This window comes from Sphingomonas sp., assembly GCF_965200135.1.
In the GTDB taxonomy this organism is placed as follows: Bacteria; Pseudomonadota; Alphaproteobacteria; order Sphingomonadales; family Sphingomonadaceae; genus Sphingomonas.
On the sequence record NZ_CBDATK010000006.1, the window covers coordinates 327,299 to 353,766 of the forward strand.

The 26,468-nt window shown below is 66.2% G+C and carries 29 protein-coding genes and 1 pseudogene; 24 read left to right on the plus strand and 6 right to left on the minus strand.

Going from position 1 to position 26,468, the window contains the following annotated elements:
• Nucleotides 1–37: 37 nt before the first annotated feature.
• From ACOFKS_RS06235 to ACOFKS_RS06320, 18 genes are read left to right on the plus strand one after another with little or no spacing between them, the layout of a single operon-like run.
• Nucleotides 38–2,074 (plus strand): phage terminase large subunit family protein, encoded by a 2,037-nt coding sequence (locus ACOFKS_RS06235; RefSeq protein WP_419808717.1) that lies wholly within the window; start codon nt 38–40, stop codon nt 2,072–2,074.
• The gene (locus tag ACOFKS_RS06240) at nt 2,074–2,289 is read left to right on the plus strand and encodes a phage head-tail joining protein (RefSeq protein WP_419808378.1); all 216 of its coding nucleotides are present in this window, start codon (nt 2,074–2,076) and stop codon (nt 2,287–2,289) included. The genes ACOFKS_RS06235 and ACOFKS_RS06240 overlap by 1 nt, the downstream gene beginning before the upstream one ends.
• Entirely contained in the window at nt 2,286–3,785 is a 1,500-nt protein-coding gene (locus ACOFKS_RS06245) for a phage portal protein (protein WP_419808379.1), read from the plus strand. The genes ACOFKS_RS06240 and ACOFKS_RS06245 overlap by 4 nt, the downstream gene beginning before the upstream one ends.
• Nucleotides 3,786–3,822: 37 nt before the next feature.
• Nucleotides 3,823–5,805, plus strand: a complete 1,983-nt coding sequence (locus ACOFKS_RS06250; RefSeq protein ID WP_419808380.1) for a prohead protease/major capsid protein fusion protein — start codon at nt 3,823–3,825, stop codon at nt 5,803–5,805.
• Between the two features lie 51 nt (nt 5,806–5,856).
• Nucleotides 5,857–6,186 (plus strand): hypothetical protein, encoded by a 330-nt coding sequence (locus tag ACOFKS_RS06255; RefSeq protein WP_419808381.1) that lies wholly within the window; start codon nt 5,857–5,859, stop codon nt 6,184–6,186.
• Between the two features lie 15 nt (nt 6,187–6,201).
• Nucleotides 6,202–6,537 (plus strand): DUF2190 family protein, encoded by a 336-nt coding sequence (locus tag ACOFKS_RS06260; protein ID WP_419808382.1) that lies wholly within the window; start codon nt 6,202–6,204, stop codon nt 6,535–6,537.
• A 56-nt stretch (nt 6,538–6,593) separates the two neighbouring features.
• On the plus strand, nt 6,594–6,908 hold the full coding sequence (locus ACOFKS_RS06265; RefSeq protein WP_419808383.1) for a head-tail joining protein: 315 nt from the start codon (nt 6,594–6,596) through the stop codon (nt 6,906–6,908).
• Nucleotides 6,905–7,552: a DUF6441 family protein gene (locus ACOFKS_RS06270; RefSeq protein ID WP_419808384.1), complete on the plus strand. Its 648-nt coding sequence runs from the start codon at nt 6,905–6,907 to the stop codon at nt 7,550–7,552. The genes ACOFKS_RS06265 and ACOFKS_RS06270 overlap by 4 nt, the downstream gene beginning before the upstream one ends.
• The gene (locus ACOFKS_RS06275) at nt 7,549–7,989 is read left to right on the plus strand and encodes a hypothetical protein (protein WP_419808385.1); all 441 of its coding nucleotides are present in this window, start codon (nt 7,549–7,551) and stop codon (nt 7,987–7,989) included. The genes ACOFKS_RS06270 and ACOFKS_RS06275 overlap by 4 nt, the downstream gene beginning before the upstream one ends.
• A 15-nt stretch (nt 7,990–8,004) precedes the next feature.
• Nucleotides 8,005–8,946 (plus strand): phage tail tube protein, encoded by a 942-nt coding sequence (locus tag ACOFKS_RS06280; RefSeq protein ID WP_419808386.1) that lies wholly within the window; start codon nt 8,005–8,007, stop codon nt 8,944–8,946.
• A complete protein-coding gene (locus tag ACOFKS_RS06285; RefSeq protein ID WP_419808387.1) occupies nt 8,946–9,482 on the plus strand; it encodes a hypothetical protein in 537 nt (178 codons plus the stop codon). Before ACOFKS_RS06280 ends, ACOFKS_RS06285 begins: the two co-directional genes overlap by 1 nt.
• A 14-nt stretch (nt 9,483–9,496) precedes the next feature.
• Nucleotides 9,497–9,664, plus strand: coding sequence for a DUF7697 family protein (locus ACOFKS_RS06290; RefSeq protein WP_419808388.1), 168 nt, complete (start codon nt 9,497–9,499; stop codon nt 9,662–9,664).
• On the plus strand, nt 9,654–12,119 hold the full coding sequence (locus tag ACOFKS_RS06295) for a phage tail length tape measure family protein (RefSeq protein ID WP_419808389.1): 2,466 nt from the start codon (nt 9,654–9,656) through the stop codon (nt 12,117–12,119). The genes ACOFKS_RS06290 and ACOFKS_RS06295 overlap by 11 nt, the downstream gene beginning before the upstream one ends.
• Complete coding sequence (locus ACOFKS_RS06300; RefSeq protein WP_419808390.1) at nt 12,119–12,712, plus strand: hypothetical protein; 594 nt, start codon at nt 12,119–12,121, stop codon at nt 12,710–12,712. The genes ACOFKS_RS06295 and ACOFKS_RS06300 overlap by 1 nt, the downstream gene beginning before the upstream one ends.
• Entirely contained in the window at nt 12,709–13,362 is a 654-nt protein-coding gene (locus ACOFKS_RS06305; RefSeq protein WP_419808391.1) for a hypothetical protein, read from the plus strand. The genes ACOFKS_RS06300 and ACOFKS_RS06305 overlap by 4 nt, the downstream gene beginning before the upstream one ends.
• Complete coding sequence (locus ACOFKS_RS06310; protein ID WP_419808392.1) at nt 13,359–13,778, plus strand: DUF6950 family protein; 420 nt, start codon at nt 13,359–13,361, stop codon at nt 13,776–13,778. The genes ACOFKS_RS06305 and ACOFKS_RS06310 overlap by 4 nt, the downstream gene beginning before the upstream one ends.
• Before the next feature lies 1 nt (nt 13,779).
• Nucleotides 13,780–16,053 (plus strand): hypothetical protein, encoded by a 2,274-nt coding sequence (locus tag ACOFKS_RS06315; RefSeq protein WP_419808393.1) that lies wholly within the window; start codon nt 13,780–13,782, stop codon nt 16,051–16,053.
• Between the two features lie 14 nt (nt 16,054–16,067).
• The gene (locus tag ACOFKS_RS06320) at nt 16,068–17,933 is read left to right on the plus strand and encodes a hypothetical protein (RefSeq protein WP_419808394.1); all 1,866 of its coding nucleotides are present in this window, start codon (nt 16,068–16,070) and stop codon (nt 17,931–17,933) included.
• Here ACOFKS_RS06320 and ACOFKS_RS06325 read toward each other — a convergent pair.
• Complete coding sequence (locus ACOFKS_RS06325; RefSeq protein ID WP_419808395.1) at nt 17,867–18,883, minus strand: class I SAM-dependent methyltransferase; 1,017 nt, start codon at nt 18,881–18,883, stop codon at nt 17,867–17,869. The genes ACOFKS_RS06320 and ACOFKS_RS06325 overlap by 67 nt on opposite strands.
• On the opposite strand from ACOFKS_RS06325, the gene ACOFKS_RS06330 reads away from it, so the two are divergent.
• From ACOFKS_RS06330 to ACOFKS_RS06355, 6 genes are all read left to right on the plus strand, one after another.
• On the plus strand, nt 18,774–19,307 hold the full coding sequence (locus ACOFKS_RS06330) for a hypothetical protein (RefSeq protein WP_419808396.1): 534 nt from the start codon (nt 18,774–18,776) through the stop codon (nt 19,305–19,307). The two genes, ACOFKS_RS06325 and ACOFKS_RS06330, sit on opposite strands and share 110 nt — an antisense overlap.
• A 20-nt stretch (nt 19,308–19,327) precedes the next feature.
• Complete coding sequence (locus ACOFKS_RS06335; RefSeq protein ID WP_419808397.1) at nt 19,328–19,786, plus strand: hypothetical protein; 459 nt, start codon at nt 19,328–19,330, stop codon at nt 19,784–19,786.
• 23 nt (nt 19,787–19,809) lie between these two features.
• Nucleotides 19,810–20,262 (plus strand): M15 family metallopeptidase, encoded by a 453-nt coding sequence (locus ACOFKS_RS06340; RefSeq protein WP_419808398.1) that lies wholly within the window; start codon nt 19,810–19,812, stop codon nt 20,260–20,262.
• 191 nt (nt 20,263–20,453) lie between these two features.
• A complete protein-coding gene (locus tag ACOFKS_RS06345; RefSeq protein ID WP_419808399.1) occupies nt 20,454–20,696 on the plus strand; it encodes a hypothetical protein in 243 nt (80 codons plus the stop codon).
• Between the two features lie 156 nt (nt 20,697–20,852).
• Nucleotides 20,853–21,278 (plus strand): hypothetical protein, encoded by a 426-nt coding sequence (locus tag ACOFKS_RS06350; RefSeq protein WP_419808400.1) that lies wholly within the window; start codon nt 20,853–20,855, stop codon nt 21,276–21,278.
• A 142-nt stretch (nt 21,279–21,420) separates the two neighbouring features.
• On the plus strand, nt 21,421–24,771 hold the full coding sequence (locus ACOFKS_RS06355) for a hypothetical protein (RefSeq protein ID WP_419808401.1): 3,351 nt from the start codon (nt 21,421–21,423) through the stop codon (nt 24,769–24,771).
• On the opposite strand, the pseudogene ACOFKS_RS06360 reads toward ACOFKS_RS06355, so the two are convergent.
• From ACOFKS_RS06360 to ACOFKS_RS06380, 5 genes and pseudogenes are all read right to left on the minus strand, one after another.
• A pseudogene (locus ACOFKS_RS06360) lies at nt 24,768–24,878 on the minus strand (PEPxxWA-CTERM sorting domain-containing protein); the annotation flags it as partial. The gene ACOFKS_RS06355 and the pseudogene ACOFKS_RS06360 overlap by 4 nt on opposite strands.
• A gap of 756 nt (nt 24,879–25,634) precedes the next feature.
• Nucleotides 25,635–25,778, minus strand: a complete 144-nt coding sequence (locus ACOFKS_RS06365) for a hypothetical protein (RefSeq protein WP_419808402.1) — start codon at nt 25,776–25,778, stop codon at nt 25,635–25,637.
• Nucleotides 25,779–25,818: 40 nt separating this feature from the next.
• Nucleotides 25,819–25,995 (minus strand): hypothetical protein, encoded by a 177-nt coding sequence (locus ACOFKS_RS06370; protein WP_419808403.1) that lies wholly within the window; start codon nt 25,993–25,995, stop codon nt 25,819–25,821.
• Nucleotides 25,992–26,192, minus strand: coding sequence for a hypothetical protein (locus ACOFKS_RS06375; protein WP_419808404.1), 201 nt, complete (start codon nt 26,190–26,192; stop codon nt 25,992–25,994). Before ACOFKS_RS06375 ends, ACOFKS_RS06370 begins: the two co-directional genes overlap by 4 nt.
• Complete coding sequence (locus tag ACOFKS_RS06380; RefSeq protein WP_419808405.1) at nt 26,179–26,463, minus strand: hypothetical protein; 285 nt, start codon at nt 26,461–26,463, stop codon at nt 26,179–26,181. Before ACOFKS_RS06380 ends, ACOFKS_RS06375 begins: the two co-directional genes overlap by 14 nt.
• Between the last annotated feature and the right edge of the window lie 5 nt (nt 26,464–26,468).

The window sequence follows — 26,468 nt, forward strand, 5'->3', positions numbered from 1 at the left end:
CGTATCGGCCCGGCGGGGTTGGACCCCGCCTCCGCGGATCAGCGTCCCTGAGTGGGCGGACAGAGAACGACGGCTCGCGAAGGAGGCGGGCAGCACGTCAGGGCGGTGGCGCACCAGCACGGTCGAGGTCGCGCGCGGCGCGATGCTCGCTGTGACGGAGCCCGGCGTCCACAAGATCAGCGTCATGGTCTGCACGCAGCTCATGAAGACCGCGCTGCTGGAGAACACGTTCGGCTACTTCGCCCACCTCGACCCGGCGCCGATGCTCATCGTGCAGCCGAAAGAGGACGCGGCCGAGCAGTTCAGCAAGGAGCGCATCACCCCGCTCATCCGCGCTACACCGGCACTGCGCCGCATTTTCGGCTCGGGCAAAACGCGCAACGCCGACGACACCCTGCTCTACAAGGCGTTCCCGGGCGGCTTTGCGGCGCTCGCCGGCGCCGGCAGCCCCGACAACCTCGCGCGCCGGCCAATCCGGGTCGGCATGTGTGACGAGGTCGACAAGTACCCGATCACGAAAGAGGGCAACCCGCTCGATCTGGTCGACGAGCGCATGGCCACCTTCGCCAATTGGCTGTCGGTGCGGGCCTGTTCGCCCACGATCGCCGACGAGAGCCTGATCGAGCAGAGCTATAACGAGGGCGACCAGCGGCAGGCCTCCGTCGAGTGCCCACATTGTCAGCATCGACAGTTCCTGGAGTTCTTCAAGCACGTCCATTGGGAGAAGGACGAAGACACCGGCGAGCACCGTACCGCGAAAGCCGCCATCCATTGCGAGGCGTGCGGCACGGCATGGTCGGAGGGGCAGCGGCTCATGTCGCTGCGAACGACCCGCTGGCATCAGACGCGACCCTTCACATGCTGCGGCAAGCGCCACGACCCGGTCGCCGATTACGAGCGCGCATGGTCCGACCCGGCCCGCGGCGACGACGCGCCGCCGGCCGTGGAGACAGTCTGGACCTGGTGGCAGTCGGAGCGCTGGGCGGTCTATCGCGCCCACTGCTCGGATTGCGGACGTTGGCCGGTCGACAATGAGCATGCCAGCTTTACCGCCTCGAAGCTGTTCAGCCCCTGGCCGAAAGACGCGCCGCCGAAGATCGCGGCGAAGTGGATCGCAGCGAAGGACGACCCGGACAAGCGGGTCACCTTCGACAACACGCAGCTTGGGCGGCCACACAAGAGGCAATCGGCCAAGGACATCGCCGCCGAGGTGCTGATGCGTCGGGCGGAGAACTGGCCGGGCGACGTGCCAGATGGTGTCGGCGTCATCACCGCTGGGCTGGATACGCAGGACGACCGCATCGAGATCGAGTTCGTCGGCTGGGGCTACGGCGAAGAGAGCTGGTCGCTCGACCATGTCATCGTCGAAGGTGACCCCGCCACCGAGGATCTGTGGAAGCGGGTCGACAGGGAGCTGTTGCGGACCTTCAATCGTGCCGATGGCCGCACCTTCATCGCGGCGGCGGCGTGCATCGACTCCGGCGGTCACCACACGCAGCAGGTCTACAAGTTCGCGAAGGCACGGCTGGGTCGCAACGTCTGGGCGATCAAGGGCCAGAGCGCCCGCAACGGCGAGCGGACGCCGGTCTGGCCGACGACGAGACCGAGCGCCGCAAACCGAGCGCGGTTCAAGCCCGTCATCGTCGGCACCAATTCGGCAAAAGACTCGATCCGCTGGCGGCTGGGCATCGAAGAGCCCGGGCCCGGCTACATGCACTTCGAAGCGAAGCGCGATCTCGCCTGGTACACCCAGCTCGTTGCCGAGCGACTGATCCCCAAGGTGGTCGCCGGCCGTCGGTTTTCGGTCTGGGACCTGCCGAAGGGCAAGGCGAACGAAGCGCTGGACTGCCGGGTGTACGCCTATGCGGCGCTCGCCGGCCTGCTCCAGCGCGGCATGCGCCTGAACGCGGTGGCCGACGCGGTGTCGGCAGCGCCGGAAGCACCTGTTCCGGTGAAGCATGCGCTCCAAGCGCCAGCCGAGAACGCCCCCTCCAAGCTGATCAGCAGCGAACAGGCGAAGATCGCCGGGTTCGCGGATCGGCCGCGCGGCAAGTTCAAGAACAGGAGGCGGTGATGCCTTACCAGCAGTCCGATCTGGACAAGCTCGACGCCGCCATTCTGACCGGCGTGAAAAAGGTGACCTTCGCCGACGGTCGAGGCACCGAGTTTCACTCGCTCGACGAGATGCGGCGGCTTCGCAGCGACGTGAAGGCCGAACTCGCGGCTTCCGCCTCCCAGACCTCGCGACGCACTCGCCTCACGATTGCGCGCGTCGGTCGCTGCCGGTGAATTTCGTCGACCGGGCGGTCGCCTTCGTCTCTCCCGTCGCCGGCATCCGCCGGCAGGCGGCGCGCAGGATGCTCGAGCGATCTGCACCAGCGGCGCGGAGCCGTTTCGCTGGCCGATCGGAACGCGACTTCTACGTCAACACCGGGAACCCGAACGACGCGCGGCCGAAGCGCCTCATCGCTCGCCAGACGATCCTGCAGCTGGTGGCCGAGAACCCGTTCGCGCGAAAGGCGCTCAACGCGCTCCTGAACGGGCTCGTCGCCTGGGGAGTAACCGGCGCGCCGCAGGGATCGAAGGCGCTGCGGACCGCTTGGGCGGAGTGGATCAAGGTCTGCGACTGGTACGGCCGCCACGATCTCTACGGTCTGCAGGAGCTGTTCGTCCGATCAATGCTGCGCGACGGCGAGGTGTTCATCGTCAAGCGGACGGTGAAGGTGCCCTCCGGCATTCCGCTCCGCATCCAGCTCTTGGACAAGGGCATGCTCGCCACCCACAAGGTCGGCGACAACATCGAGCGCGGTATCGAGTACGACGCCGACAAGCGCCCGGTCGCCTATCACTTCGTCAAAGTGCGGCCCGGGTCGGCGTGGTTCTCGTCGGAGACCATTCGTTTCCCCGCCGACGAGGTGGTTCACCTTTTTCATGGCGAGTGGATTGGCCAGACCGAAGGCGTTTCGATCTTCGAGAGCGTCGTCAAACGGCTCGGCGACATCGAGGAGGGTATCGAAGCAGAGGTCGTGAAGGCGAACATCTCCGCCTGCATGGTCGGGTTCCGTTATCGCCCGCCGGCGCAGGAGGGCGAGGACCCGAACATCGGCATGCCAACCGACGGTCATCGCGACGGCCCCCCGGTGGAGGAGTTCGTCCCCGGCATGATCGAGACGCTGGAGGACGGCGAGCAGATCACCTTCTCCAATCCGCCCAAGACCGGCGGCATCGGCGAACTGGCCCGCATCGCGCTGCTCGCCGCGGCGGCCGGCACCGGGGTGACCGTCGAACAGATCTCCGGCGACGTCAGCCAGGTCAATTTCAGCAGCTTCAAGGCCGGTCACCTCGAATATCGTCGCCAGGTCGGGCGCATCCAGTACCTGACGATCATCCCGATCGGGCTCGATCGCATCTGGGCATGGTTTCTCGGCACCGGCATCGATTTCGGGCAATTCCCGAACAAGCCGGTGCCGATCAAATGGACCCCGCCGCCGTTCGAGAGCATCGACCGCAAGGGCGAGGCCGAGGCCGACATCCTCGAGATGCAGGCCGGCCTCGAAAGTCGCCCGAACCTCCTCAACTCCCGCGGCTTCGACGCGCCTGAGATGATGGACCAGATTGCCGAGCATCAGGCGCTGCTCAAGAAGCTCAGCCTGGCGTTCAAAGGCGACCCGTTCACGCCCGCGCAGACCGCCACCACCGACCCGACCGCTCCTGGGGCGGCGGATCGCGACCTGATGTTGAGGCTGGCTCGCCGCCTCCTTGTGGGGACCCACACCGATGCCTGAGGTAACGCCGACCACGCGGTCTGTCGCCGCGCCCACGATGGTGCGCGCGGCCGAGACGCGGCCCGCCTCCTATCGCGAGGCGGACAATTCGATCGAGGTCGTCTGGTCCGTAGGCGCCGCAGGGCTGCGCTTCGACTGGTATGACGGCGGCTACTACATCGAGGAACTGAGCATGGAGCCGGGCGCGGTGCGCCTCGAACGGCTCAACGCGGGCGCATGCGTGCTGGACAGCCACAGCGCGTCGCGGCTTTCCAGCGTTCTTGGCTCAATCGTGCCGGGCACGGTCAGCATCGCCAACGGCGAAGGCACGGCGCGCGTCCGTCTCGCCTCAACGCCCGACGTCGCCGACACGGTCGCCAAGATCGTCGATGGTCACATCCGGTCGCTGAGCGTCAGCTACCACGTCTACGAGTTCCAGCGCACCGAGCGAGAGGGGGAACATCCCCACATGCTCGCCACCGACTGGGAGCCCACCGAGGTTTCCTTTGTCGCGGTGCCATTCGATGCCGCCGCGCAGGTGCGCGCGCGGAGCGCCGAGCAGGGCGGCAGTAACCCCTGCACCATCCGCGGCGCCGCCGCTCCCACGACGGAGAACACAATGCCCGATCCCGTGATCGCGCCGGCGGCTGATACCCCGCCGGCTCCTGCCCCGACGCCGAGCCCGGCGCCTGCCCCTGCACCCGCGCCGAGCCCCGCCCCTGCCCCCGAGCAGCAGCGTGCCGCGCCGGTGACCATTGCCCGCATTCGCGAGCAGTGCGCCCGCACGGCCGACCTCGGCGATGCGTTCGCGCTCGAGCTGATCGGTCTGCACGACACCACGCCGCTGACGGAGGCCGACCTCAACAGTCGTGTCGCCGATCGGCTGATCGCAGCGCGCTCGCGTGACTCGATCGATGCGCGCGCCGGCCGCACCGGCACGGAGTCGGAAGGCTACCGCACCGCCGTGGAGGACGCGCTCCTCATGTCGGCCAACTCCAGCGTCAATCCGGCGGCGTTGGGCATCGACGACGCCCGGGCGGCAGCGGCCCGCGAGTTCCGCGGCCTGACCCTGCTGGAGATGAGCCGGGACTTTCTGCAGCGCACCGGCATCCGCGTGGCAGGCCTCGGCAAGCATGAGGTCGCCGGCCAGGCGCTCGGCATGCGCGGCGGCGCGCTGACGACCAGCGACTTCGCCAATGCGCTCGGCAACGCGGCAAATCGCCGGGTGCGCCAGGCGTTCGCGGCGGCTCCGCAGAGCTTCCGGGGCTGGGTCTCGACCGGCACGCTGCCCGACTTCCGTCCTGCGTCGATCATCGGCATGGGCGATGCGCCCGCGCTGTTGCTCGTGAAGGAGAACGGCGAGATCAAGCACGGCGCGCTGACCGACACCGGCGACACCTACAAGCTGGCGACCTACGCGCGCATCATCCCGATCTCGCGGCAGGCCATCATCAACGACGACAAGGGGCTGTTCGGGCGTATCCCGACGCAGTTCGCCAACAAGGCGGCGGACCTCGAGTCCGACCTCGTCTACAGCCAGCTGCAGGGCAACCCGAACACCTACGACGGTGTCTCGTTGTTCCACACGAGCCACAATAACCTCGCTCCGGCGGGTACGGCGATCACCGTCACCGCGGTGGGCGCGGGCCGCGCGGCGATGCGTCAGCAGAAGACGGCCGAGAACGGCAATATGTCGATCCGCCCGGCCTTCCTGATCGTCGGCCCGCTGCAGGAAACTCCCGCCGAGCAGTTCCTGGCGGTGGTCAACTCGACCTCGAACGGCAACGTGAACCCGTTCTCGGGCAAGCTGACGCTGGTCGTTGACGAGCGGATCATCGACTACAGCTGGTATCTGGCTGCCGACCCGAACGCCTACGACACGATCCTGCTCGCCCACCTCGAAGGTCAGGAGGAGGTGTTCACGGACACCCACCTGTCGTTCGAAGTCGACGGGATCAAGTTCAAGGCGCGCTTGGACGCGACGGCCAAGGCTCTCGACTGGCGCGGCCTCTACAAAAATCCCGGCGCCGCCCCGGCCTGACCCTGACCGGGCGGCCATGGGGTCGCCCGGTCCTCCTGCGAGGATACCATCATGAAGATCATCACGCTGGCGGGCCCGACGTCCGTCGACACCGGCAATCCGCCGCGCGGTTATTCCGAGCTGCGTCACCCCATCGAGGGCGCGCTCACCGTCTCGGACGATGAGGCAGAGCGCCTGAAGAAGAACAACCTGCTCGCCTGCGATCCGGAAGACGTGCCGGAGGAAGACGACGTCGAGCCGGAGGTGCCGGACGACCTGAAGGACCTCAAGCTCGACGAGTTGAAGGCCAAAGCGCTGAAGGACGGCGTGCCCCTGCACGACGCCAAGACGAAGCCCACCATCATCGCCGCCTTCGTCGCGCACCGCGCGTCCCGGGCCTAAAGGAGCACCTGAACCATGAAGAACTACGTTCAGCTCGGTGACAACTTCACCGCCCCCGCCCCGTACAACGTCGCCAGCGGCGCTCCGGCGCTGATCGGCGCCGTCGTCGGTATCGCGTCGACCGACGCAGCCAGCGGCGAAGATTGCTCCTTCGTCCGCGTCGGCGTCTTCAACCCGTTGCCCAAGGCGACCGGTCAGGCGTGGGCGATCGGCGTGAAGCTCTTCTTCGACAACACCGCGCGCAACTTCACCACGACCGCTGCCAGCAACCCGGTTGCAGGTTTCGCGGCGGCGGCGGCGGCGTCCAGCGACACCACCGGCGGCGTCGGCCTTACCGGTCAGGTCGTCTAACCCCTTCCGGGCGGCCGTCCCCCCTTTCGGCCGCCCGGAAACCTGCGGAGAGCACCATGTCCGACCCGTTCGTGATGGCGCTTTCCGCCCTCTTCTCCAGCCCTCTGGCGATTGATGCGATCTACATTGCCCCGAACGCGACAGGTATCTTGATCCGCGTCATTCGCAGTCAACCGGATGCAGAGGCCCCGTTCGGACAAGGGCGTGTCGTGGAAGGCACGAACATCTTCTCCATCCAGCGGTCCGACGTGGCCACTCCGGCCGCCGGCGCGGCGCTCGTCGTCGGGGCTGAGACGTTCGAGCTTACCGGCGAGCCGATGCTCGACACCGAAGGGCTGACCTGGACGATGGGCGCGTTCCCGCTCCCGTGAAGGTCTCGGTCGGCGTCTCTTCGTTCAAGGATCTTGCTCTCGGGCTGGAAGGCGACATCGCCAGCGCAGCCACTGAGGCAATGCGAGAGGCATCGTCTTCGGTAAAGCAGGAGCTTCGCGAACAGGTCACATCCGCAGGGTTGGGCAACCGGCTCGCGAACACCTGGCGCGGTGAGACCTATCCAAAGTCGCGGCGCAGCGTGAACCCGGCAGGTTACATCTGGAGCAATGCGCCGGACATCGTCGACAGCTTCGTGCGCGGCGCGACCATCGTCCCGATCAACGGCGCGCGATTCCTCGCCATCCCGACCGACGCCGTTCCGAACGCACGCGGCCGGCGCGGCGCTCGCAAGAAGATGAACCCGGCGGAGGTCGAAGCCGAGTTCAATCAGGACCTGTTCTACCTGCGGGGGCGCGCAGGCCGCGTGCTGGCGTTCCTCAACATCACGCGCTCGCGCAACCGGCGGGGTTTTCGGCAGGACACGAAGGGTCGACGCGCGCAGGGGCGCGCGTCTGAGCGCGTGCTGATGTTCGTGCTGGTCCGCTCCGTCCGCGTGCCCAAGCTGCTCGACCTTGCTGGTCCCGCAGATCGCGGCGCGGCGCTGTTCGAACAGGCGTTCACCCGGAGGCTTGCGGCCCTATGAGCAAGCGCCTTGACGTTCTGCAGGCCGTGAAGGCGCTCGCGCAGGTCACCTATGTCGGAGCCGAAGTGCTCGCGCTTGACGGGCAGGATGCCGCACCGGGCCGCGTCGGTCCCCTCGGGCGCATCGTGATCCGAAGCGGCGATCTTGGCGATCCAGAGGTCGATCTGTCGCCGCTGCGGTATCACTATGAGCACCGCATCCCTGTCGAGGTCGTCGCCTACCAAACCAGCAGCCTAACCAGCGAGCAGGTGGTCGACGCCATGCTCGTATCGCTTGGCGCCGCCATCGAGGCGGACCGCACGCTTGGCGGGCTGTGCGACTGGGTCGAGGCGACCGCGCCCATGACCGACGACATCTATGTGGAAGGCGCGAGGCCTCCCAAGGGCGCTGATCTGGTGATCGTCGCCTCCTACTCGACCACCAACCCGCTCACCTGATCAGGAGAACCCGCTATGGCACGAGCCCGCGGCGCAAACGCCCTTATGGCGGCCAAGTTCGAGACGACCTACGGCACCCCGCCGACGGGACCGTATATGCAGATGCCGTTCGTCAGTTCTGCGCTCGGCGAGGAGCGCGGGCTCATCGAGAGCGACCTGCTCGGGCAGGGCCGCGAGTCCTACGATCCGACTCCCGACGTCGCGAACAACGACGGCGACGTGGTGGTGCCGGTCGATCTGCGCCGGTTCGGCCAGTGGCTGAAGCTGTTCTTCGGTCCGGCGACGACGACCGCGGGCACCGGCGGCGCGCCGAACGTTCACAGTTTCCAGTCCGGCGCGGCGGTGCTGCCTTCCTTGTCGGTGGAGGTCGGCCTGCCGCAAGTGCCGAGCTTTGGCATGAACTTCGGCGTGACCGGCAACACCATGCGTATCGCCATGTCGCGCGGCGGCCTCCTGAACGCGACGCTGGGGTTGATCGCCCAAGGCGAGACGCTGGCCGGCGCGACTGCGGCTGGTACGCCCAGCACGGTTACGATTGAGCGGTTCGCGCAGGCGACCGGCACTGTGAAGCAAGGCTCCACCACCCTCGCCGACATCGTCTCGGCCGACTTCACCTTCTCCAACTCGGTCGACAAGATCGAGGTGATCCGGGGCGACGGGCGCATCGGCGGTGCTGACGCCGGTATGGCGATGATGAGCGGCACCATCGTCTGTCGGTTCGGTGACACGACCCTGCTCGACATCGCCACCGGCAGCACGCCGGTCGACCTCAACTTCGGCTGGACCAAGGGCACGGCCGCGCTGCTGTTCGATCTCCCGCGCGTGTTCCTGCCGAGGTCGAAGCGACCGATTACCGGCCCGGCGGGGGTGCAGGCCACCTTCAACTTCCAGGCATCGGGTCAGGGTGGCCACGTCTGCACCGTGACCCTGAGTAACGACGTGACCGGCTACGCCTGATGCTAATCGTCAAGAAGCCCGCGGAGGCGGCGTGGACGCCGGTACTTGGTGCCGAGGTCCTGTTCGCGCCGATCACCCGCACGATGTTCCGCCGAGCCCGCCGCGATGCGATGGTGACGCTGGGAGACGACACTGCTGACCTAGAGGATATGGGCGATGCGTTCAGCCTCGCGGTGATCACCGCCGGCGCGCAGGACTGGCGCGGCGTTTGCGCCATGGCCGACGGTGAGGATGACGGGCCCGGCGAGGAACTCCCCTTCACCGCCGACAACCTTGCAGCCGCGTTGAGCGATCCGCTCACGTTCGAAGCTTTTGATGCCGCCTACGTCCACCCGTTCATCATCAGAGAGCGGGAGCGGGCCGCGCCGGGAAACGGCTACGCCGTCTCGCCGAGTGGCACTGGGGAGGCGGCGATGGCGGGCAAAACTACTGCCGGCAATCGTGCGGAGCGACGGAAGCGCGCTGCGACAAGTGCCCCTACCGGCTCCACGAAGCCGAAACCGACGAAGAAGCGCTCGTCTGGACCATCCTTGTAGACTGCGAGCGGCAGTTGCGCGTCGGGAGTACCGGCCACCCGTTCGCGCTCGACTTCGGCGCCATCATGCAGGTCGGCGCTGCCCGCGGCGCGGACGCCGAGTTGCTCGGCGAGGTGCTACCGATAGCTGAGCTGGCGATCGTCACGAACTTGCTTGAGGAGGGGGGCGGCGATGGCGGATAGACGGGTCGCAATCCGCCTGGGGACTGAAGGCAAAGCGCAGGTCGTCGCCGACCTCGACGCGATTGGTGCGGCAGGCGACTCGTCAGCGGCTCGGCTGAAGCGCGCTTACGAGCGGGATGTGGGCGATGCCGAGGCTGCGCTCCAGCGCTTGGCCCGCACGCAGGAGAAGATCACTGCCATCGCGCCGCAGTCTGCGATGCAGATGCGGATCGACGATCGCAACGGCTCAGGCTTCGGTCAATGGGAGGGGTCCGCGCGTCAGTCGGCAGCCGCCTTCCGTGAGTTGATGGACGCTGAGGCCAAACTAGAGGCGCGTACGCGCGCTCTGGTGTCTGCGATCGATCCGGCCTTCGCCGCGCAGCAGCGGTTCGACCGGGAGATGGGCGAGGCGCGCTCCCTGATCAGCCAGAACGCGATCACGCTGGACCAGTACGTTGCCAAGCTTCGGCTGGAGCAAGGCGCGCTCGACGAGGTTCGCATCCGTCAGGGCAAGGTCGCCGGCACCAGTCAGCAGATGCGCCAAGCCATGTCCGGTGCCTCGTATCAGGTGCAGGACCTGATCACTCAGATCAGCATGGGTGCCAACCCGCTCCAGGCGCTCACCGTTCAAGGCGGGCAGCTCGCTGGTCAATTCATGCACGTTGAGGGCACGGCTGGGGCCGTCGCGCGCTTCTTCATGGGCGGCTGGGGCCTCGCGATCCAGATTGCCCTTGCGGTCTTGGCTCCCCTTGTCGCCAAACTTTGGGAGAGCAGCAAGGCGGCGGAAGAAGCGAAGAAGGCGACCGATGAGCACCGCAAGGCGATCCTTGACCTTGCCGACGCGCAAGGCAAAGCGATCCGCACGGCAGAGCAGATGCAGGCGCTCGACACCGCGAGCATCAAGCTTCAACTCGATGCGGCGATCGCGACCCGTGCACGTACGCAGGCGATGCTCGAACAGGCGCGCGTCAGCCTCCAATCTGCAGAGCGACGGATCGAAGAAGGGGGCGGTGACGAAGCCGTTGGGGCGGGCTCTCGCTTCGAAGAGCGCATCGCCGATCTGAACAAACAGCTTGCATCCAACGCATCCGACATCGCGCGTTTGCAGCGCGGCTTCGACGTCGGTTTTGCCCGCATGATCGGACAGCGAGCAGAGGCCTCGAGCACCCCCGAAGGTCGCATCAAAGAGCGCTATGACGGACTGATCTCGCAGGCGATGTCGGATTTTGCCGGGGCAGCCAACGGGCCCCGCCTGCGCGCAAAGCTGGATGAACTGATCGCTGCCCGCGATCGAGAGCTGAAGGCGATCCAGCAATCTGCCTCCGCCCGCAACACCGAGTTCGGGCGCATTATCAGTTCGTCGGAGGCGCGGACCATCGCGCGGGGGCAGGGCTGGCAGGTTAATTCGGCCGACCGCACGACGGAGCGACAGGCTGAGCTCTACAATGCATGGGTCGCGGCAGGGAAACCGGCTAGCAATCCGGTCGCGCGACCCGGAACCAGTGCCCATGAGTTCGGCAACGCTCTGGACATTCAAAAGACGGCTGGCGCCACGGTGGCGAGCATCCGCGCGGCGTTCGCCGCCGAAGGCGTCCGCGTCACGAAGATCATAAGCGAGCAGGGCCATTGGCACGTCGAGTGGCAGCGTGGTCGCGAAGAAGCGGAGCGGTTCAGCCGCGCGGCGCAGGAGGCGCGTGACACCGCGACGCAGATCAAGAACATAATGACGGACGCAAACCAGATCGGCGCTGCTGCCATCAACGACTGGCATCCGCCCCGCCAGTCGCTCGGCACCGATGCGAGCGGCAGCCCAAATGGCTTCACCGACTCCCTCACCTGGAGCCGTGATCGCCAAGTCGAGATGCAAAGCAGCCTCGACGCTGCCCGCGACGAGGTGCTGGCCCGTGAGAACGAGAAGCGCGAGGAAGGCATCCGGACGGCGGCGTCGCTCTATCGCGATCTGATGACCGGCGGCGTCAACAGCATCTGGCAGCGTTTCGAGCAGTACGGGATGGACGTCATCTCCAACCTGCTGGCGAAGTGGACCTTCGGTCAGGAGGGCGGCAACGGCGGATGGCTCGGCGCGCTCGGCAAGCTGTTCGGGGCTGTGGCGAAGGGCGGCAGCGGCGGTAGCGCGGCGATGGCGCACGAGATCGGCCACAACGCGACTGGCACAGAATACTGGAGCGGCGGCAGCACCTGGCTGGCGGAGAACGGGCCGGAGGTGGTGAGTCTGCCTGCCGGGTCGCGAGTGACGCCGGCGGCGGAGACGCGGCGGCTGTTGTCAGCCAACGACAACGTCCGGGGCGACACGCACATCCATGTCTACGCGGAAGGCGCTGTGCTCGCCGAGACGGTGCGGGGCTGGGTTGCCGAAGGCGTCGGCGTCGCTGCTGCCCGCGGCGCGGCCGGTGGAGCATCGATCAGCGAGGCGCAGACGACCGCGCGACGCACTCGGAAGCTCGGGCGCTTCTGATGAGCGTCGATCTGCCGTGGACCCGTATCGCGAGCCTCGCGATCCGACCGGTGCTCTTCAGCGGTAATCAGGAAGGGTCGCTCGGCGGACCCACGCTGCAAATTCCGCGTCTCGGCGATCGGTTCGCGGCGGACATCGAGACGGCGCAGCTGCAACAGAACGCCGAGGGAAGGCTGCTGATCGCGACGCTGACCGAGGCCACCACCGGCGACGCCAAGATCGCGATCCGGCAGCCCAACCTTCCAAGGCTCTCGATTGCGGGTGCGCCGGTTATCGACGGTGCCGGTCAGGCTGGAGCATCGCTCAACATCCGCGGGGCACAGCCTGGCGCGGCGCTGTTTCGCGGGCAGTACGTCGGCTTGATCCACGGCGGTGTCAGCTATCTGTACATGCTGTCTGGAAACGTCATTGTCCGGGCTGACGGCAAGGCGACCTTGTCTCTCTGGCCTATGCTCCGCTTCCTCAGCGTTGATGGCGAGACGGTCGATGTCACCCCGAGCATAGAGGGGCAGCTGGTCGGGTTCGACAAGGGCGCAAAGTGGGTGCGCAACCGGGTCGATCCGCTGTCTTTCAGCATTGTGGAGCGCGTGTGAGCTTCCGCCTTGAGCCGACTGTCGCGGCGGCGTTGAGAACTGGCCGTCACCCGCTCGCTCCGCTCGTTGAAGTCGTGCTGCCTGGCTACACCATGCGTCAGCTGGTCGGTTCGGGTGAAGTGATCGACTGGCGCGACCCGACGCACCGCTTCGTCGCGCGCGACGCGCAATTCGGGGTGCTGACATCGGCGGGCACGTTGAAGGACGGGGTCGGCGACGAAGCGCCCGAGTGGGACCTGACCTTCGCGCCGCCCGATGAAGCTAGTGCGGCGACGCTGACCTCGGCGATGGCGCAAGGTGGTGAGGTCAACGGCTGGCTTGGAGTGATCGACCGCGCGAGCGGCGCGCTGATTCCGGAGCCGGTCCAAGTCTTCGCCGGTGAGCTGGACGTCGCCCGCCTGCGGATCGGCAAGGGCAGCCGAACTGTCGAGTGGCGGTGCGTGTCGGCGCTGGAGGTGTTCCATGACCAAGAGGTCGGCTCCAGGCTTTCGGACGCGTGGCATAAGCTCATTTGGCCAGGTGAAGACGGGCTCGCGAACATGACCGGTATCGAAAAGACGAGCTTCTGGGGCGTGGAGAAGCCGCCATCCGCTGTCTCGACGACCAACGGCAGCGTCGTCGCAACATTCGCCGGGCTACTCGGCCGATGAGCGAAATGCTGAAGCGGCAGAAGGCTGCCCAGGCCGTACTGGACCGGTTCAAGGGTAAGCCGATGCAGTACGGCAAGAACGACTGTGCGCGGCTCGCTGCAATGGCGCTGCGCAAGATGGGCCACCGATCGCCGATGGTGAAGGCGGGCATCTACCATTCAGCCGTGGGCGCCCTGCGAGCCATGAAGAAGCTCGGCTTCGACGACCTCGCCGCGGCGATCGACAGCGTCGGGCTGAAGCGGATTGCGCCGGCAGCCGCGCTGCCGGGTGACCTGATCCTGATCCCCGGCGAAGGTGCGTTCGGCGGCGCGCTGGTGATGGCGGTCAGCAACGGGCGCGTGCTCGGCTATCACGAGGATTGTGCTGGCGCTGAGGTGCTCCAGCCGGTCGAATATCTGGCGGCGTGGAGGCTCTAAAATGGCCAAGGCGCTGAAGACCGCTGCGCTCGTGGTCGGCGCTGTTGCCCTTGTCGCGACCGGCATTGGGGCCGCCGCAGGTGCTGGAATCGCGCTCGGCCTTTCGGCGGGCACCCTTGGGACAATCGCCACCATCGCGACAGTGGCGACCGTTGCGTCGACCGTCCTCTCCCTCGCCTCAGCCGCGCTCACCAAACCTCCCGGCTCAATCGGGAGTGGCAACGCCACCAAATTCAAGATCGATAAGGAGAGCGGGCAGCCATACGCCATCGGCCGGACCTATTCCGGGGGGAACGTCGTCCACCGCGCCTACTACGGCGCGAAGAACGCCTTTGAGAGTTGGGTGACGGTCCACAGCCTCGGTCCGATTCACAGCATGGGGCCGCTGGAGATCGACAAGGTAGCCCAAACCTTCTCCGGCAGCGCGGCGACCGGGCAATACGCCGGCAGCATGTGGCTGCAAGATCAGCTCGGCGCATGCCCAGAGTCGACTGCGCTGACCGGTCCGAACGGCGCGATTCCCGGTTGGGGCGCGACATCGAAGCTGTCCGGCTATGCCGCCGACCTCTGGACGCTCAAATTTGACGAGAAGGGTAAGGTCTACCCGACCGGCGTGCCGCAGCGTGGCCGCGTGGTCGAGGGCGTCCTCGTCTACGATCCGCGCCTCGACAGCACCTATCTAGGTGGGTCCGGCGCCTGCCGGCTCGGCAACGAAGCGACGTATGTCTATTCGGAGAACCCGGCCCTCCACGCGCTGACTTGGGCGTTTGGGCGCATCCAGAACGGCCGCCTCGTAGCCGGCGGCGGGATGAAGATGCGGGGGCTAAGCGTCCCGAACTTCACCGAGTGGGCGAACGTCTGCGACGCCAACGGCTGGAAGGTCGGCGGGCTGGTCTACTCGACCACCGACAATGCGTGGGACGTTTTGCGGATGATCGCGCAGGCGGGTGGCGGCGAGGTGATGCCAGTCGGCGCGCTGCTTTCCTGCATGTTCTCGGCACCGCGGGTGTCGATCGCCACCATCACCTCAGCGGACGTGATCGGCGACCTCGATGTCCCCGCCTCCGCGTCGCGCCGACTTCGACGCAACACGGTGATCCCCAAGGTGCGGCTGGAGACGCACGGCTGGGAGATGACGCCGCTCGATGCGCTGGTCATCGGAGACTTCGTGGCGGTGGACGGCGGCACCCGGCCGAAGGAGGTCGAGCTACCACTGGTCCAGCAGGTCGACCAGGGCGCGCAACTTGGCCTCTACGACATCTGGGATGCGCGCGAGCTCGACGGGATTGTGCTGCCTCTGAAGGTCTACGCGCTCGGCTACCTGCCCGGAGACTGCCTGACGGTCGACATCCCTGAGGCGGCCTTGAATGGGCGTGACGTGATCGTTCGTAGTCGGGAGATAGACGGGGCAAGCATGGGCGTCACCCTGACCTGCCGCAGCGAGACGGCGGGTAAGCACGCGTTCTGCCTAGGGAAGACGGGAACGACCCCGCCAACCCCCGACCTTACCGTGCCGCCCGCGTACCCGGCGGTGAACGACTCCATTGTCCAGCAGGCCATCGCCACTTCGTTCCCCCTCGACCTCTCCATCACAGCCGCTGACACCGGCTCAATCACGATCAGCAATCACACACGGCGCTACACCGATGGCCATGCCGACGTAGCGGTCACCGGCACCACGATTGCCTCCAGCCTATCCGCCGGCACCTTCCGCGCAATTTACTACGACGACACCGATCGCACTGGTGGTGCTGTCATCTATGGCCTCGACGCCGACGACATCAACGCGCGCGTCAGTCCGACCCACCCGGGCCGCCACTTCGTCGGCTATGTCACGATCCCGACAGCAGGCAGCCCGCCGAGCGAGGGCGGCGGCGCCACTCCGCCCGGCGGGCGCTGCGTGACCGAGGACACGCCGGTGCTGATCGCGGGCGGCGGGACGAAGGCGGCTGGCGATCTCGTGGTCGGCGACCTGCTACTGACCCGCCACGAAGAACGGCTGACGGCGGTCGGCGGCGGCTGGGGCGTCTATCCGGTCGAGGCGGTCGAGATCACGAACAGCGACGACGTGTGGCAGGCCATGATCGCCGGCCGGAAACTGAGGGCGACTGGCGATCACCGCGTCTGGACCGGTGAATGGGTCCACCTGCGCGACCTGCCGGGCGCCATCGCGATCGGCAGCGGGCGGGTAGTCAAGCTGACCGTGACCAGCGCCCATACCTACGTCTCGAACGGCGTGCTGAGCCACAACCTGAAGCCGACGAACGACTTTTGACGGAGCGCGAGCGCATGACGACAACCGCCCGCCTAGACCTGTCGGTCTGGCGCAACGATGACACTTACGAACTGCCGCTGCGGATCGTCGGCCCCGACCTGACTGGCGTCGTCCTGCGCGCCCAGATCAGGCTCGCGCCCGATACGCCAGGAGCAGCTCTCGCAGCCTTGGAGCTGGTCACCAACGCCAATGCAGAAGGTGTTCGGCTCGCCGGCGTGACGTCTGCGGCCGGCACCTTCACGAACGACGTTCGCCTCCGCCTGAACAAGTCGACGCGGCGGGCGCTGCCATATGCCGGCGAAGTCGGTGACGCGGCCCGGCTCGCCTGGGCATTCCAGATCGGCGGACGGACGCGCATTGTCGGCGAGGTCAGCGTGCTTGCTCACGCGATGGACAGCGACGCGGCGCCGATGAACCGTCCGGCAGGCTTCGTTGCGGCTGGCGGGCTGCCAGCAGGCGGGGCTACGCTTACGATCGCGGGTGATGAGGTGGTCAGCCTGACGATTGCCGATGCCGGACTGGCCGCAGGCTTTGCCGATCAGGCGGCCGATGCAGCCAGCGCTGCGCAGCTGGCATCGTCGGCGGCTGCGGCGGCGGGGAGGTATTTCGCCAGCCGTGCGCTGGGCGAGGCCGGCAGCACGACGGGCCAGTTCTTCTCGACCGACGACGGCGCTGGTGCCCTGATCTACTATCGGCGAAACCCCAGCGGCTCGGCTGAGATCGGGCGGGCGATGACGCCGGCGGTGTTGGCGGCAAGTACGGGGGCAAGTCTGATCGGGTATGGCGGACGCTCCGTCGCGGCCAAGCTCGGCGATGTCGCTAGCGTGAAGGATGCGCAGTTTGCCGGGGGTGCGATTGGAGACGGCATCGCAGACGATACCGCAGCGATAAACGCAGCAATCGACACGGGGAGAGACCTCTTCTTTCCGGCAGGGTCGTATAACTACACGCCTTCAGGCAAGCAGTTAGCCTTCGCGCAGTCACTGTACGGCGTCGGACACATTATAAGCAAAATTAACAAGATCGCCAACGGAGATATGTTCAAGCTCCATGCTGGTTGTTCTGTCCGTGACATAGGCCTGCAAGGTAACGGGTCGAGCGGCGCAACAGGGCGAGGTTTTGTAATCCAGGGTCTATGGTCGAACATCACGCTCCAAAACGTCAACGTCCTCGACATGGATGGCTACTGCCTAGAGGTCACGACCAATAATGGCGGTTCTCAGCTCCGGATACTGGGCGGTCTGTGGGGTCGGACCGATAGCGACCAGCCGGCTATTCGCTTGGCACCGCTCGATACGCAAGCGACACCTCGCACCTTGGTCGGAGTGACGGCGGTTGGGAGTTTGATCGACACTTATGGCGGCGACACCACGATTATTTCCAGCTGCTATGGGCGCACAATGGTTTTCGGTGACGCCTCGAAAAAGGTGTTGGTCGGAGCCTCACGCTTCGCCACCATCGGCAATCAGATCATCATCAAGGGCACTGACAATGTTGTCGCGGGATGCGTGATTGCCGGCGACGTCCAGTTCGGCCCAGGGGCTAGCAACTGCCACTTTAAGGCAACGGTGCAGGCTGGCGGCTTCACGTTCGTCGATAACAGCGGCAACACATCCAACGAAACCGACTTTCGCATCAAGGCAAGCAAGACGTACAACCCGCCGAACATCCCGGACGGCGGTGGCGACACCACCACCCTGCCCTGTATTGGCGCGCGACCCGGGATGACAACCAACGTCACCTTCACCGCCTTGCAGATCGGCGTGCTGCGACAAGCCGACGTGCTCGCGAACGACGTCGTGACCGTCCGTTTTCAGAACGAGAGCGGCGGCACCGTAGACATGGCATCGGGCACCCTATCAGTGGTGGTCTTCGCGTAAGCCTCCGCGATGCAGTAAAGGTGCGGCGCGAGAATGGGCCACTTGGGTAGGGTCACTACTCGGTCTATCATTCGCGGCAGCTTGGACGCTCTAGCCAGCGCCCCGACGATAGCGCGAGGTAGCACCCGCTTACCGGGATTGACGACCCCAAAGCCCACCGGGGAAAGGAACCCGCAGTCGACCACCCTCATGCTGGCGTGGGCACTGGCTAAATCGGCTCGGTCAAGCCGGACGTGCACGTCATAGGCGCCGCGGTTCAGGAGCTTCTGAAGCATTCCGACAGAGCCGTACATGTTCGGCACAATTGTCAGCATCTGCCCGCCGGGACGAAGAAATCGCGCCATAGCTTCGATAGCGGTCGCTGGCACGTCGAAGTGTTCCACAAGCCCGAAGGAGATAATTGCATCCGCTGAGCCGACAAGCTCTGTGGGCGGCGCAAAAATGTCGCCTTCGTGAATGACGGCTTCGGGGCTGGCCTCGCGAGATTGGCGGCAGCCTTCAGATGAGTAGTCGATTCCGACAGCGCGAAACCCAGCGCTGCTCACCAGAGGTAAAGCCGCTGAGTTGGCGCAACCAGCCTCCATAACGGTGGCACCCGTGGGCAATCGAGACAGAAAGCGCCTCAACAAGGCTGAGGTGTAACGCTCTAAGACTGCTCGCTGGTTACGACCCGCTGAGCCACCAGCCCAGATGTCATTCCAGTAAGCTACGCCAGCGCGGTCTCGCCCAGCTGCGGTCGGCATATCCATGTCCCGACAATGTGCTGAAGTGGGTGCTCCGACAAGACCCGCACCGCTCCCGCCACTCACCCTGCTCCCGACCACCTGACCCGGAGGACGCATGACCAACACTAGCCTCGCCGCGCAAGCGGTGATCGGCGGGCCGCAGTCGCTCGCTCCACCTTCGTTCGACGGCCATGGCTGGCTCGTCGTCATCAATCTCGCCGGCATGACGGCGGTCTGCGTGCTGGCGGTGATGTTTGCGGTCGACGCGGTCGCGGCGTTCTGGCGCAATCGACACCGCGACATGCTGACGCATCCGGTGACGATCTGGCGCGCTGCCGGGTTCTGCTTCGCCTGCGGCATCGCGCTCCGGACCGGCGCCGAGGCGCTGGTGCTCTGGAACTGGAACCCCGTCGATCCGATCCGAACCGGCTGGTGGACGATGCTCAAGCGCTACTTGGATCCGGTGTCGCTCTGCTTCGCGGTCACCGGCCTCGGAGTGCTGTACCTGTCGGCGCGCGGCATGGTCGGGCAGCTGCGCCGTCGGCCGTTCCCGATCGACATGTGGGCAAGCCTGCCCATGCTGAAGCGTCCCGCCGCGATTGGCCTCCTGAGCCTGATCGCGGCGATCGGCGTGGTGTCTACCCGATGATCTGGCGGCTAGGGGCTACCGTGGGCGCATTCCTTCCTCTCGCCGCTGCTGTCGCAAATGACCGGGGCGCGACGATCGCGACTTCGCAACCGCTGATCTGGCAGTTCGTCGGCTATCCGTTCGAGGCCGGGCCGATGATCGCGACGCTATGCGCGTGTCTCGCCGTCCGCTTCTATGTCCAGCAGACCGGCCGGGAGGAGCATCGCTGGACCGTCGACCTGCCGGTGACGTGCCTGGTGCTGATGTTCTCGGCTGCTGCCGTCATCCGGCTCCGGCCGGACCCGGCTCTGGCGCTGATGATCGGCACAGGACTCGGCGCGCTGGGCGCGGGCATCATCTCGATCGCGCTCGGGTGGGTTCGCCGTAACCTGCCGGGCGGCGAGACTCCTACGCCACCCGCGGCTCCAAAACCCGACGAGGACAACGCTGCCGGCATCGGGCGCGCGCTGCGCTCGCTGGACGTGCCGCCGAACCCTTAACCTGCATCATCGGAGGAACGACCATGCCCGACAGCCGCGATCTGGCGGACCTGCACCCGCGCGTCCGCGCCATGGCCGTGCGCCTGCTGCACGATGCGGCGGCGGCGGGCATCCCGCTCAAGGTCACCTTCACCTTCCGCTCGATCGCGACGCAGGACGCGCTCTTCGCCCAGGGGCGCACGAAGCCGGGCAAGATCGTCACCAACGCGCGCGGCGGGTCGAGCTTCCACAACTACCGCCTGGCGCTCGACGTCGCGCCCGAGGAGCTGCTGAAGCTGCCGAACTGGGGTGACACGCCCGCGCATCAGAAGGCCACCGACGCGCTGTGGGCTAAGGTCGGCGCGATCGGCAAGGCGATCGGCTTCCGCTGGGGCGGCGACTTCAAATCGATCAAGGACCGGCCGCACTTCGAATGGTCGGGCGCGCTGACGCTTGCCGACCTCCGGGCGGGGCGACGGCTGCCGGAGGTGGCCTGAAAGCGCTCCGCCATCCGTTGAAAGGGAGGCGAACGACGGAGCGCAGTGCGCCCGGACAGGAACCACCAAGCCGCGCGCGGATCCACAACATCATTCAGCCGGAGCAGTTCCGGTCATCACCTCGCCCAGCCTTTTAACCTGAGTTTCGCGCCAACGTCGCGGCTGGCGACGCGCGCTTACGGAGAACCAGAATGACCAAAATGCGCGCGAAGCTGCAGATCGCGTCGGTGACGAAGCACAGCGACACCTGCGAGCAGCTGAAGTTCCATGGCGTAGCCGCCAAGGCCTATCCGGCCGACGGCTCGGACGAGGACAACACCTTCGCCAAATTCTCGCCCTCGGTGGGCCTGGACATCACCATCACTAACCCGGCGCTGATCGGCCAGTTCGAGCCGGGCCAGCGGTTCTATGTCGACTTCACCCCGGCGGAGTAGTCGCGCTGAGGAGCGGCCTCTCACGGCCGCTCCTCATCCGCTGCCGCGCTTCCGTGACGAGCCGGACGATGAGCAACCCACGCGGCACGACCTTGACGGCCTGCCTCTCGATTACGCGCTGCGCCACCTCTCGCGCGGCTGACCGGAGAACTGTCCGTGCTCACCGCCCTCCGCAACTGGAAGCTGATCGTCGGCGGCCTTGCTCTCGCCGCTCTCGGCTTCGCCCTGCTGCTCGCCAAGGCCGACGCCCGTCACTGGCACAAGCAGGCGGACACCTACCGCCTCCAGATCGAGGTCGCGCGGCGTGAAGCCGCCGATGCGGCGGCAGTGAACGCCACCCGCACCGCTCAGGCCGCAGATGCCTTCGCCGCGCGCACGGCTGCTCTCCAGCCGCTGATCGTCCGCTCCACCGATACCGTGAGGACCTATGCCGAAACTCCCGCTGGCCGTGCTGCTTGCCTCGACGCTGACCGCGTGCGGGGGCTCGACGCGCTTGACGCTTCGCTCGCAGCTCCCGTCCCCGCCCGCAGCGGCACAGGTGCCATGCACTCCGACCCCGGCACATCGCCAGCCGGACGGTAGCGCCACCTCGGCCGACATGGAGGCAACGGCCCGCGACGGGCGGTTCGACCTCAAGGCCTGTGACGGGCGGCGCCAGCTGCTGCTCGACGCCTGGCCGCGCTGATCCACGCCATCCCACTGCTCCGCTGAAAGGCCCACCCGCATGAAGAAAATCCTGCTCTGGGACCCGCGCTTTCCCGACCGGAAGCCGACCCGCCTCACCGTCGCGGACCTGCTCGCCTCGGCCGCAGTGCGCGCCGGTGTCGCGGCGGCAGCGGACCCGAGCGAGCATGCGGCGCTGGCGACGGGCGGCGCGCTCGATCCGGGGTCGCTGGTCGAGGTGGTACTGGAGCATGGGATCAACCGGTCGCTGACGCACGTCATGCTGCCGCTCAGCGTGGCGCAAGTCGGTGCGACAGTGGGCGTGGCGGCCGGGATTGCAGGGCCGATCATCAGCCTACCGCCCATTCCCGCCCCTTCGCTCAGCCTTTCCTCCGCACTGACGCAGGCCGAAGGCAACAGCGGCACCACCGCGTTCGTCTGGACGCTCACCCTGCTCCGCGACGGCTCCACGGCTGCCTTCCCGTTCACCTGGGCGGTCACCGGCATCACGGCAGACGCGGCGGACTTCGGCGGCACCTTCCCCAGCGGTAGCGGCACCTTCGCGCCGGGTGAGACGAGCAAGAGCATCACCGTGCTGGTCGCCGGCGACACGGCGGTAGAGCCGAGCGAGACCTTCCTGCTCACCGTCACGGCGGCGGGGCTGGTCAGCGTCACGTCGACGGGGACAGTCAGCAATGATGATGCGGCGAGCGGCTACGACTACCTTGTCGCCAACGATGCGGACCTGGCCAGCGCCCATGCGGCTGCGACGGCGGGCAAGGTCATCATGTTTGCCAACGGCTCGACGATCAGCGCGTTCACGGTGCCGACGGCCGGGCTGATTTATCGGGGCCAGACGGCCAAAGCGAGCCACACGATCGCCGGCATCGACGTCAACGGCAAGCAGAACGTCACCCTCGACGGGCTGCGCGTACAGCTGACCGACAACTTCCGAACGTCGAAGACCAAGACGGTGCTGGTGAAGCTGTCAGCGAACGTGAGCGGGGTCACGATCAACAACTGCCTCATTCGAGGCGGCGATCCGGCTAATGCTTTCGCGGATTACGATCCGTCTGCCGCTCTGGCCGACTTCGGCGCGCCCGGCGGCACCTCGCAGGCGGTGTTCACTGGCTCGGTTAGTGGCACCACTCTGACGGTGACGGCGGTTACCTCGGGCGTGATCGCGGTGGGGGATCGGCTCTATTCAGGCGGCGCGAAGGTTTCTGACCGCTACGTCAGTGCGCTTGGCACGGGCACAGGCGGCACGGGCACGTACACCTTGAATGCTGCGGCCACTCTGGCATCGGCGACTTGTCAAATGGTGCGCAATGCCATCGCGACCTACGCCCCAACCGGCATTGGTATCGGAGGCGGCGGCGCGCCGATCGGAAACATCACGATCACGAATAATACGATCGCGGACTGCGGCGAGACGATCAAGTTCACCACCAAGGGCGGCGGCAAGATCCTCATCAACCGAAACGACCTGGTCCGCGCCTATCAGGACTACATTGCGGTCGGCTACGATTACACGGCTGCGGCAGGCACTGGCTTCGAGGTCTGCGGCAATCTGTTCCAAGACGAGTTCGCTTCGCCGCAGGACATGCTAAATCCCCATGGAGACATGGTGCAGATCTATGGGTCGGACAACACCGTCGGCCAGCTGTACCAAACCCCTATCCCCGGCGTTCTGATCGCGGGCAACATCTCGTTCCAGACGCCGGGCGCGCGCGGCCAACCGCAACGGCCGTTTCTGTCCGACATCTACCACAGCGCGCCGTTTGTGGCTCCGATCGTTGTCGATAACCTTTTGCTGTCGCGCATCACCACCAAGGGGATTGAGATAGCGAATACGGATGATGTGTCCGGCACAGTCACTGGTGCGGCGTATGGCTATATCTTCCGCAACAACATCTTGACCAACCCGAAATACAACGTGCCAGTGCCGGGCTCGAACGAGGCCGCTACCAACTCAATCACCGGCACCCCCGGTGTGACAGCCGCGTCGACCAGTGCGATCCATGTCGAAGGCGACGCTGCGTTTGGCGGCACACACTTCGTGGACGGTAACTTCGTTGAAGCGTTGAACGTGCCGGCGCTAACGGGCGGCGCTCTCGGCAACATCAACGTCGGCGCGGCAGGGGTCACCTCGACGGCCTATTCGACGTGGTTCGACGCCGGCGACACCGAATGGATCGCGCTCAACACGCCGGACAAGGTAGTCAGTGCCTTTACCCCGAAGGCCGGGTTCTCGACTATTGGCCCCGTCCGCGTCGGCGATACAGCCGCGACTTTTCGCGATCGCTGGGCGGTCACCGGCAACCGTCCCTGGTCAAGCCTACCGTCGTTCGCGGGGTTCTTGCCGCAGACCGGCGTAGCGAAGTCGACGGTCGTCACCAGCGAGTGGGTCTTCGTTCACGCGGGCCAAGCGACGCGCGCGTTCTTCGGCTCGGGCGGGGAGTATCGCATCGCCGATGACAACGCGGGCACCAATGCGACCGCCTGGGCCGCCCTGCCGGCTTCGGGCTCGCCGGGAACGATCACGCACGGCAAGTATCTTCAGGCCCGCCAGACCAGCGGCGCGGGCAACGTTCAACAGACGACGCTGAGCTACACGATCGGAACGCAGGCATACGGCTGGGCGGTGACGACGATCTCCACCGCGGCCTACTCGCCCGTGCTATTCGACAGCACGGACCAGTTCCGGCTCGGCAGCGCTGCAGGTAGCGGCACTCTCCCGTTGTCGTCTGCGGACGGAAGCCTGCTCACCTTCGCGATGAAGATGCGCTTTCCGAGCGCGAACCCGGCCGCATCTTACACAGTGTTCGGGACCGTATCAGGTGGCACCGCCTGTCTGCAGGTCGTCATCTTGAATACCGGCTTTGTTCGCGTGAACCTCGTGAATGCAGCGGGCACCGTGATCTGCACGATGAATCACACCGGCGTCAGCCTGTGCGACGGCGGTATCCACGAACTGCTAATGTCGTTCGACCTGACCCAGGCGACGGCTGCGGCCGGTCGAAGCTTCTGGATTGATGGAGCGGATAAGCTTTCCGCGACCGGCACTTGGACGGGCGGCGCTGGGGTCGTGATCGGCTACACGCGCACCGGCGCAACCTATGGCTTCCAAGGGCCGAACAACGGGTTCGCCTCGGGCGCGACGAGCGAGGTCCACTACCTCTACGTCAACGTCGCCGCGCGGGTCGACATTCAGAACGCCACGACCGGAGGCGCAACTCGAGCGAAGTTCGACGCCAGTGCAATGGGCAGCACTGGCGCGGGACCGAGCGGCAGCGCGCCGCTCTATTTCCTTACCGGCAACGCGGCGACGTGGAATGCCGGAGCCGGGATCAACGCCGGCACCGGATCGAAGTTCTTCGCGACATCTGGAACGGCCGTGACCGACGTTTAAGCAGTCTGCGCCTTAGCAGTGACACGGCTCCGTCGCATGGCGGAGCCTACTGCACCAAAGCCCAAGATCATCAGCGCCCAGGTCGCCGGCTCTGGCACGCCCGCAACCATAATTTGGTCGATCGAAAATGCAGAACCGTCGGCGCTGCTTAGCTGAGCGGCGTAAGAGTAAAGCCCAGGACGGCGGTCGATCGGATAGGAACCAATACGGTCAACGCCGGCAGAAAGCAGGTAGCTCACCCCCGCTTGATAGTAGTTAAGCGTTAGGTCCGACCTGCTCGAGTAGATGATTTGAGACAAATATCCGCTCGTGCCAAAAGTAAAATATAGCGGTGACGCCCCCTGCGGAACGATCACACGGCCATTTACAACGTCCAAGCTAGGCTTGCCTAAAGCCGTCAGAGTTACGCCGCCCGCACTCAAGGCACCTCTAGCACCCGGCTCGGCGGTCGTTCCATAGGAATATGTGCCCTCGTCGAAAGTGATGACCGGAGCCGCCACCGCCGGCGCGCTCACCACCATCGCCACAGCCGCAGCCGCCACCATCCCGAATCGCATCGCTTTTCCCCTTGTTTGTCAGGGTGGTGACCGAAGCGTTAGGGAGAGTCGAGTCAGGGGCTCATCCGGCTATTTGGTAAGCCTGTCGATCAGCAGCACGATGACACCCCCTGCCGCACCGGACCCGCTGCTGATGAGCAACGCTCCGGCAGGGCGTTGCCACCAAGCTGGCTTGATCTTCTCAAGTGCAGCATCGACGATCCGCTCTATGTCAGCGGACGAGGCCCCGCCACCTCCCCATACTTGCGCCACAATTCTCTCCCTAGCTTTCAGTTCGTCGCGTCGGAGCCACCGATGCACGCGCGGCTAAAGGTCCACCCCGCGCCGCTCCATCTCAGCCGCCAGCGCGTCGCACCGCGGCTCACCCGGCTCCCCGTCACCCGACAGCCACTCCGCGCGCAGCTCGGCGTCGGACATGAACTCGGGGTCGGTCTGGTCCCATCGGATCATGCGGGTTCTCCTTCAGCAGGATGGTGCGCCGATCGCGACGTCAGCGCAACGCCATCACCGCCACGCTCGCCAGTTCCCTGAACCGCTCCCGCCAAAACTCGCCCGCGTCCGCCCATGCAGGATCCAGCCCGACCGCGCGACGGCTCTCCCACATCTGCTCGGCGACGTGCTCGATCGTGGCGGGGAGGTCACCGGGGGTGAGGCGGCAGAGGGTCACCGCGTCCGCGGCGCAAGCTCCAGGTCCAGCCCCCACTCCGACCGCGGCGTGCCGATCTGCAGCGGCACGCCGAAAAGCACGCCCGCTTCGACCGGCAGCGACCCGGCAGCCGTCTTGGACGCAACCCATCGCGTCGGCTCGGCCCCGATCGCCTGTGCCAACTCCAGCCGGCGCTCGGCCTGTTCAACGAGGTCCATCTTCAATCTCCATCATGGGCGCCCCACTCCCGACCACCTCACCCCGTAATCGAGCCATCGGCCGCGAGAACGTCGCCTCCGACGCAGCAGGATCACCGGACAGCACCTCCAAATAACGGAGCGCATCTGCTGCCTTGTCCGCAATCGTCGACACAGCCCTGCCCCTCACCTGAGGACGCGGATCGGCAGCAGCCTTCCATACGGTGCGCGAGATCGGACGCAGAGCCATGACGATCTTCCAGGCCAGCTCGTCGTGGTTGACCTGCCTCACGCGAA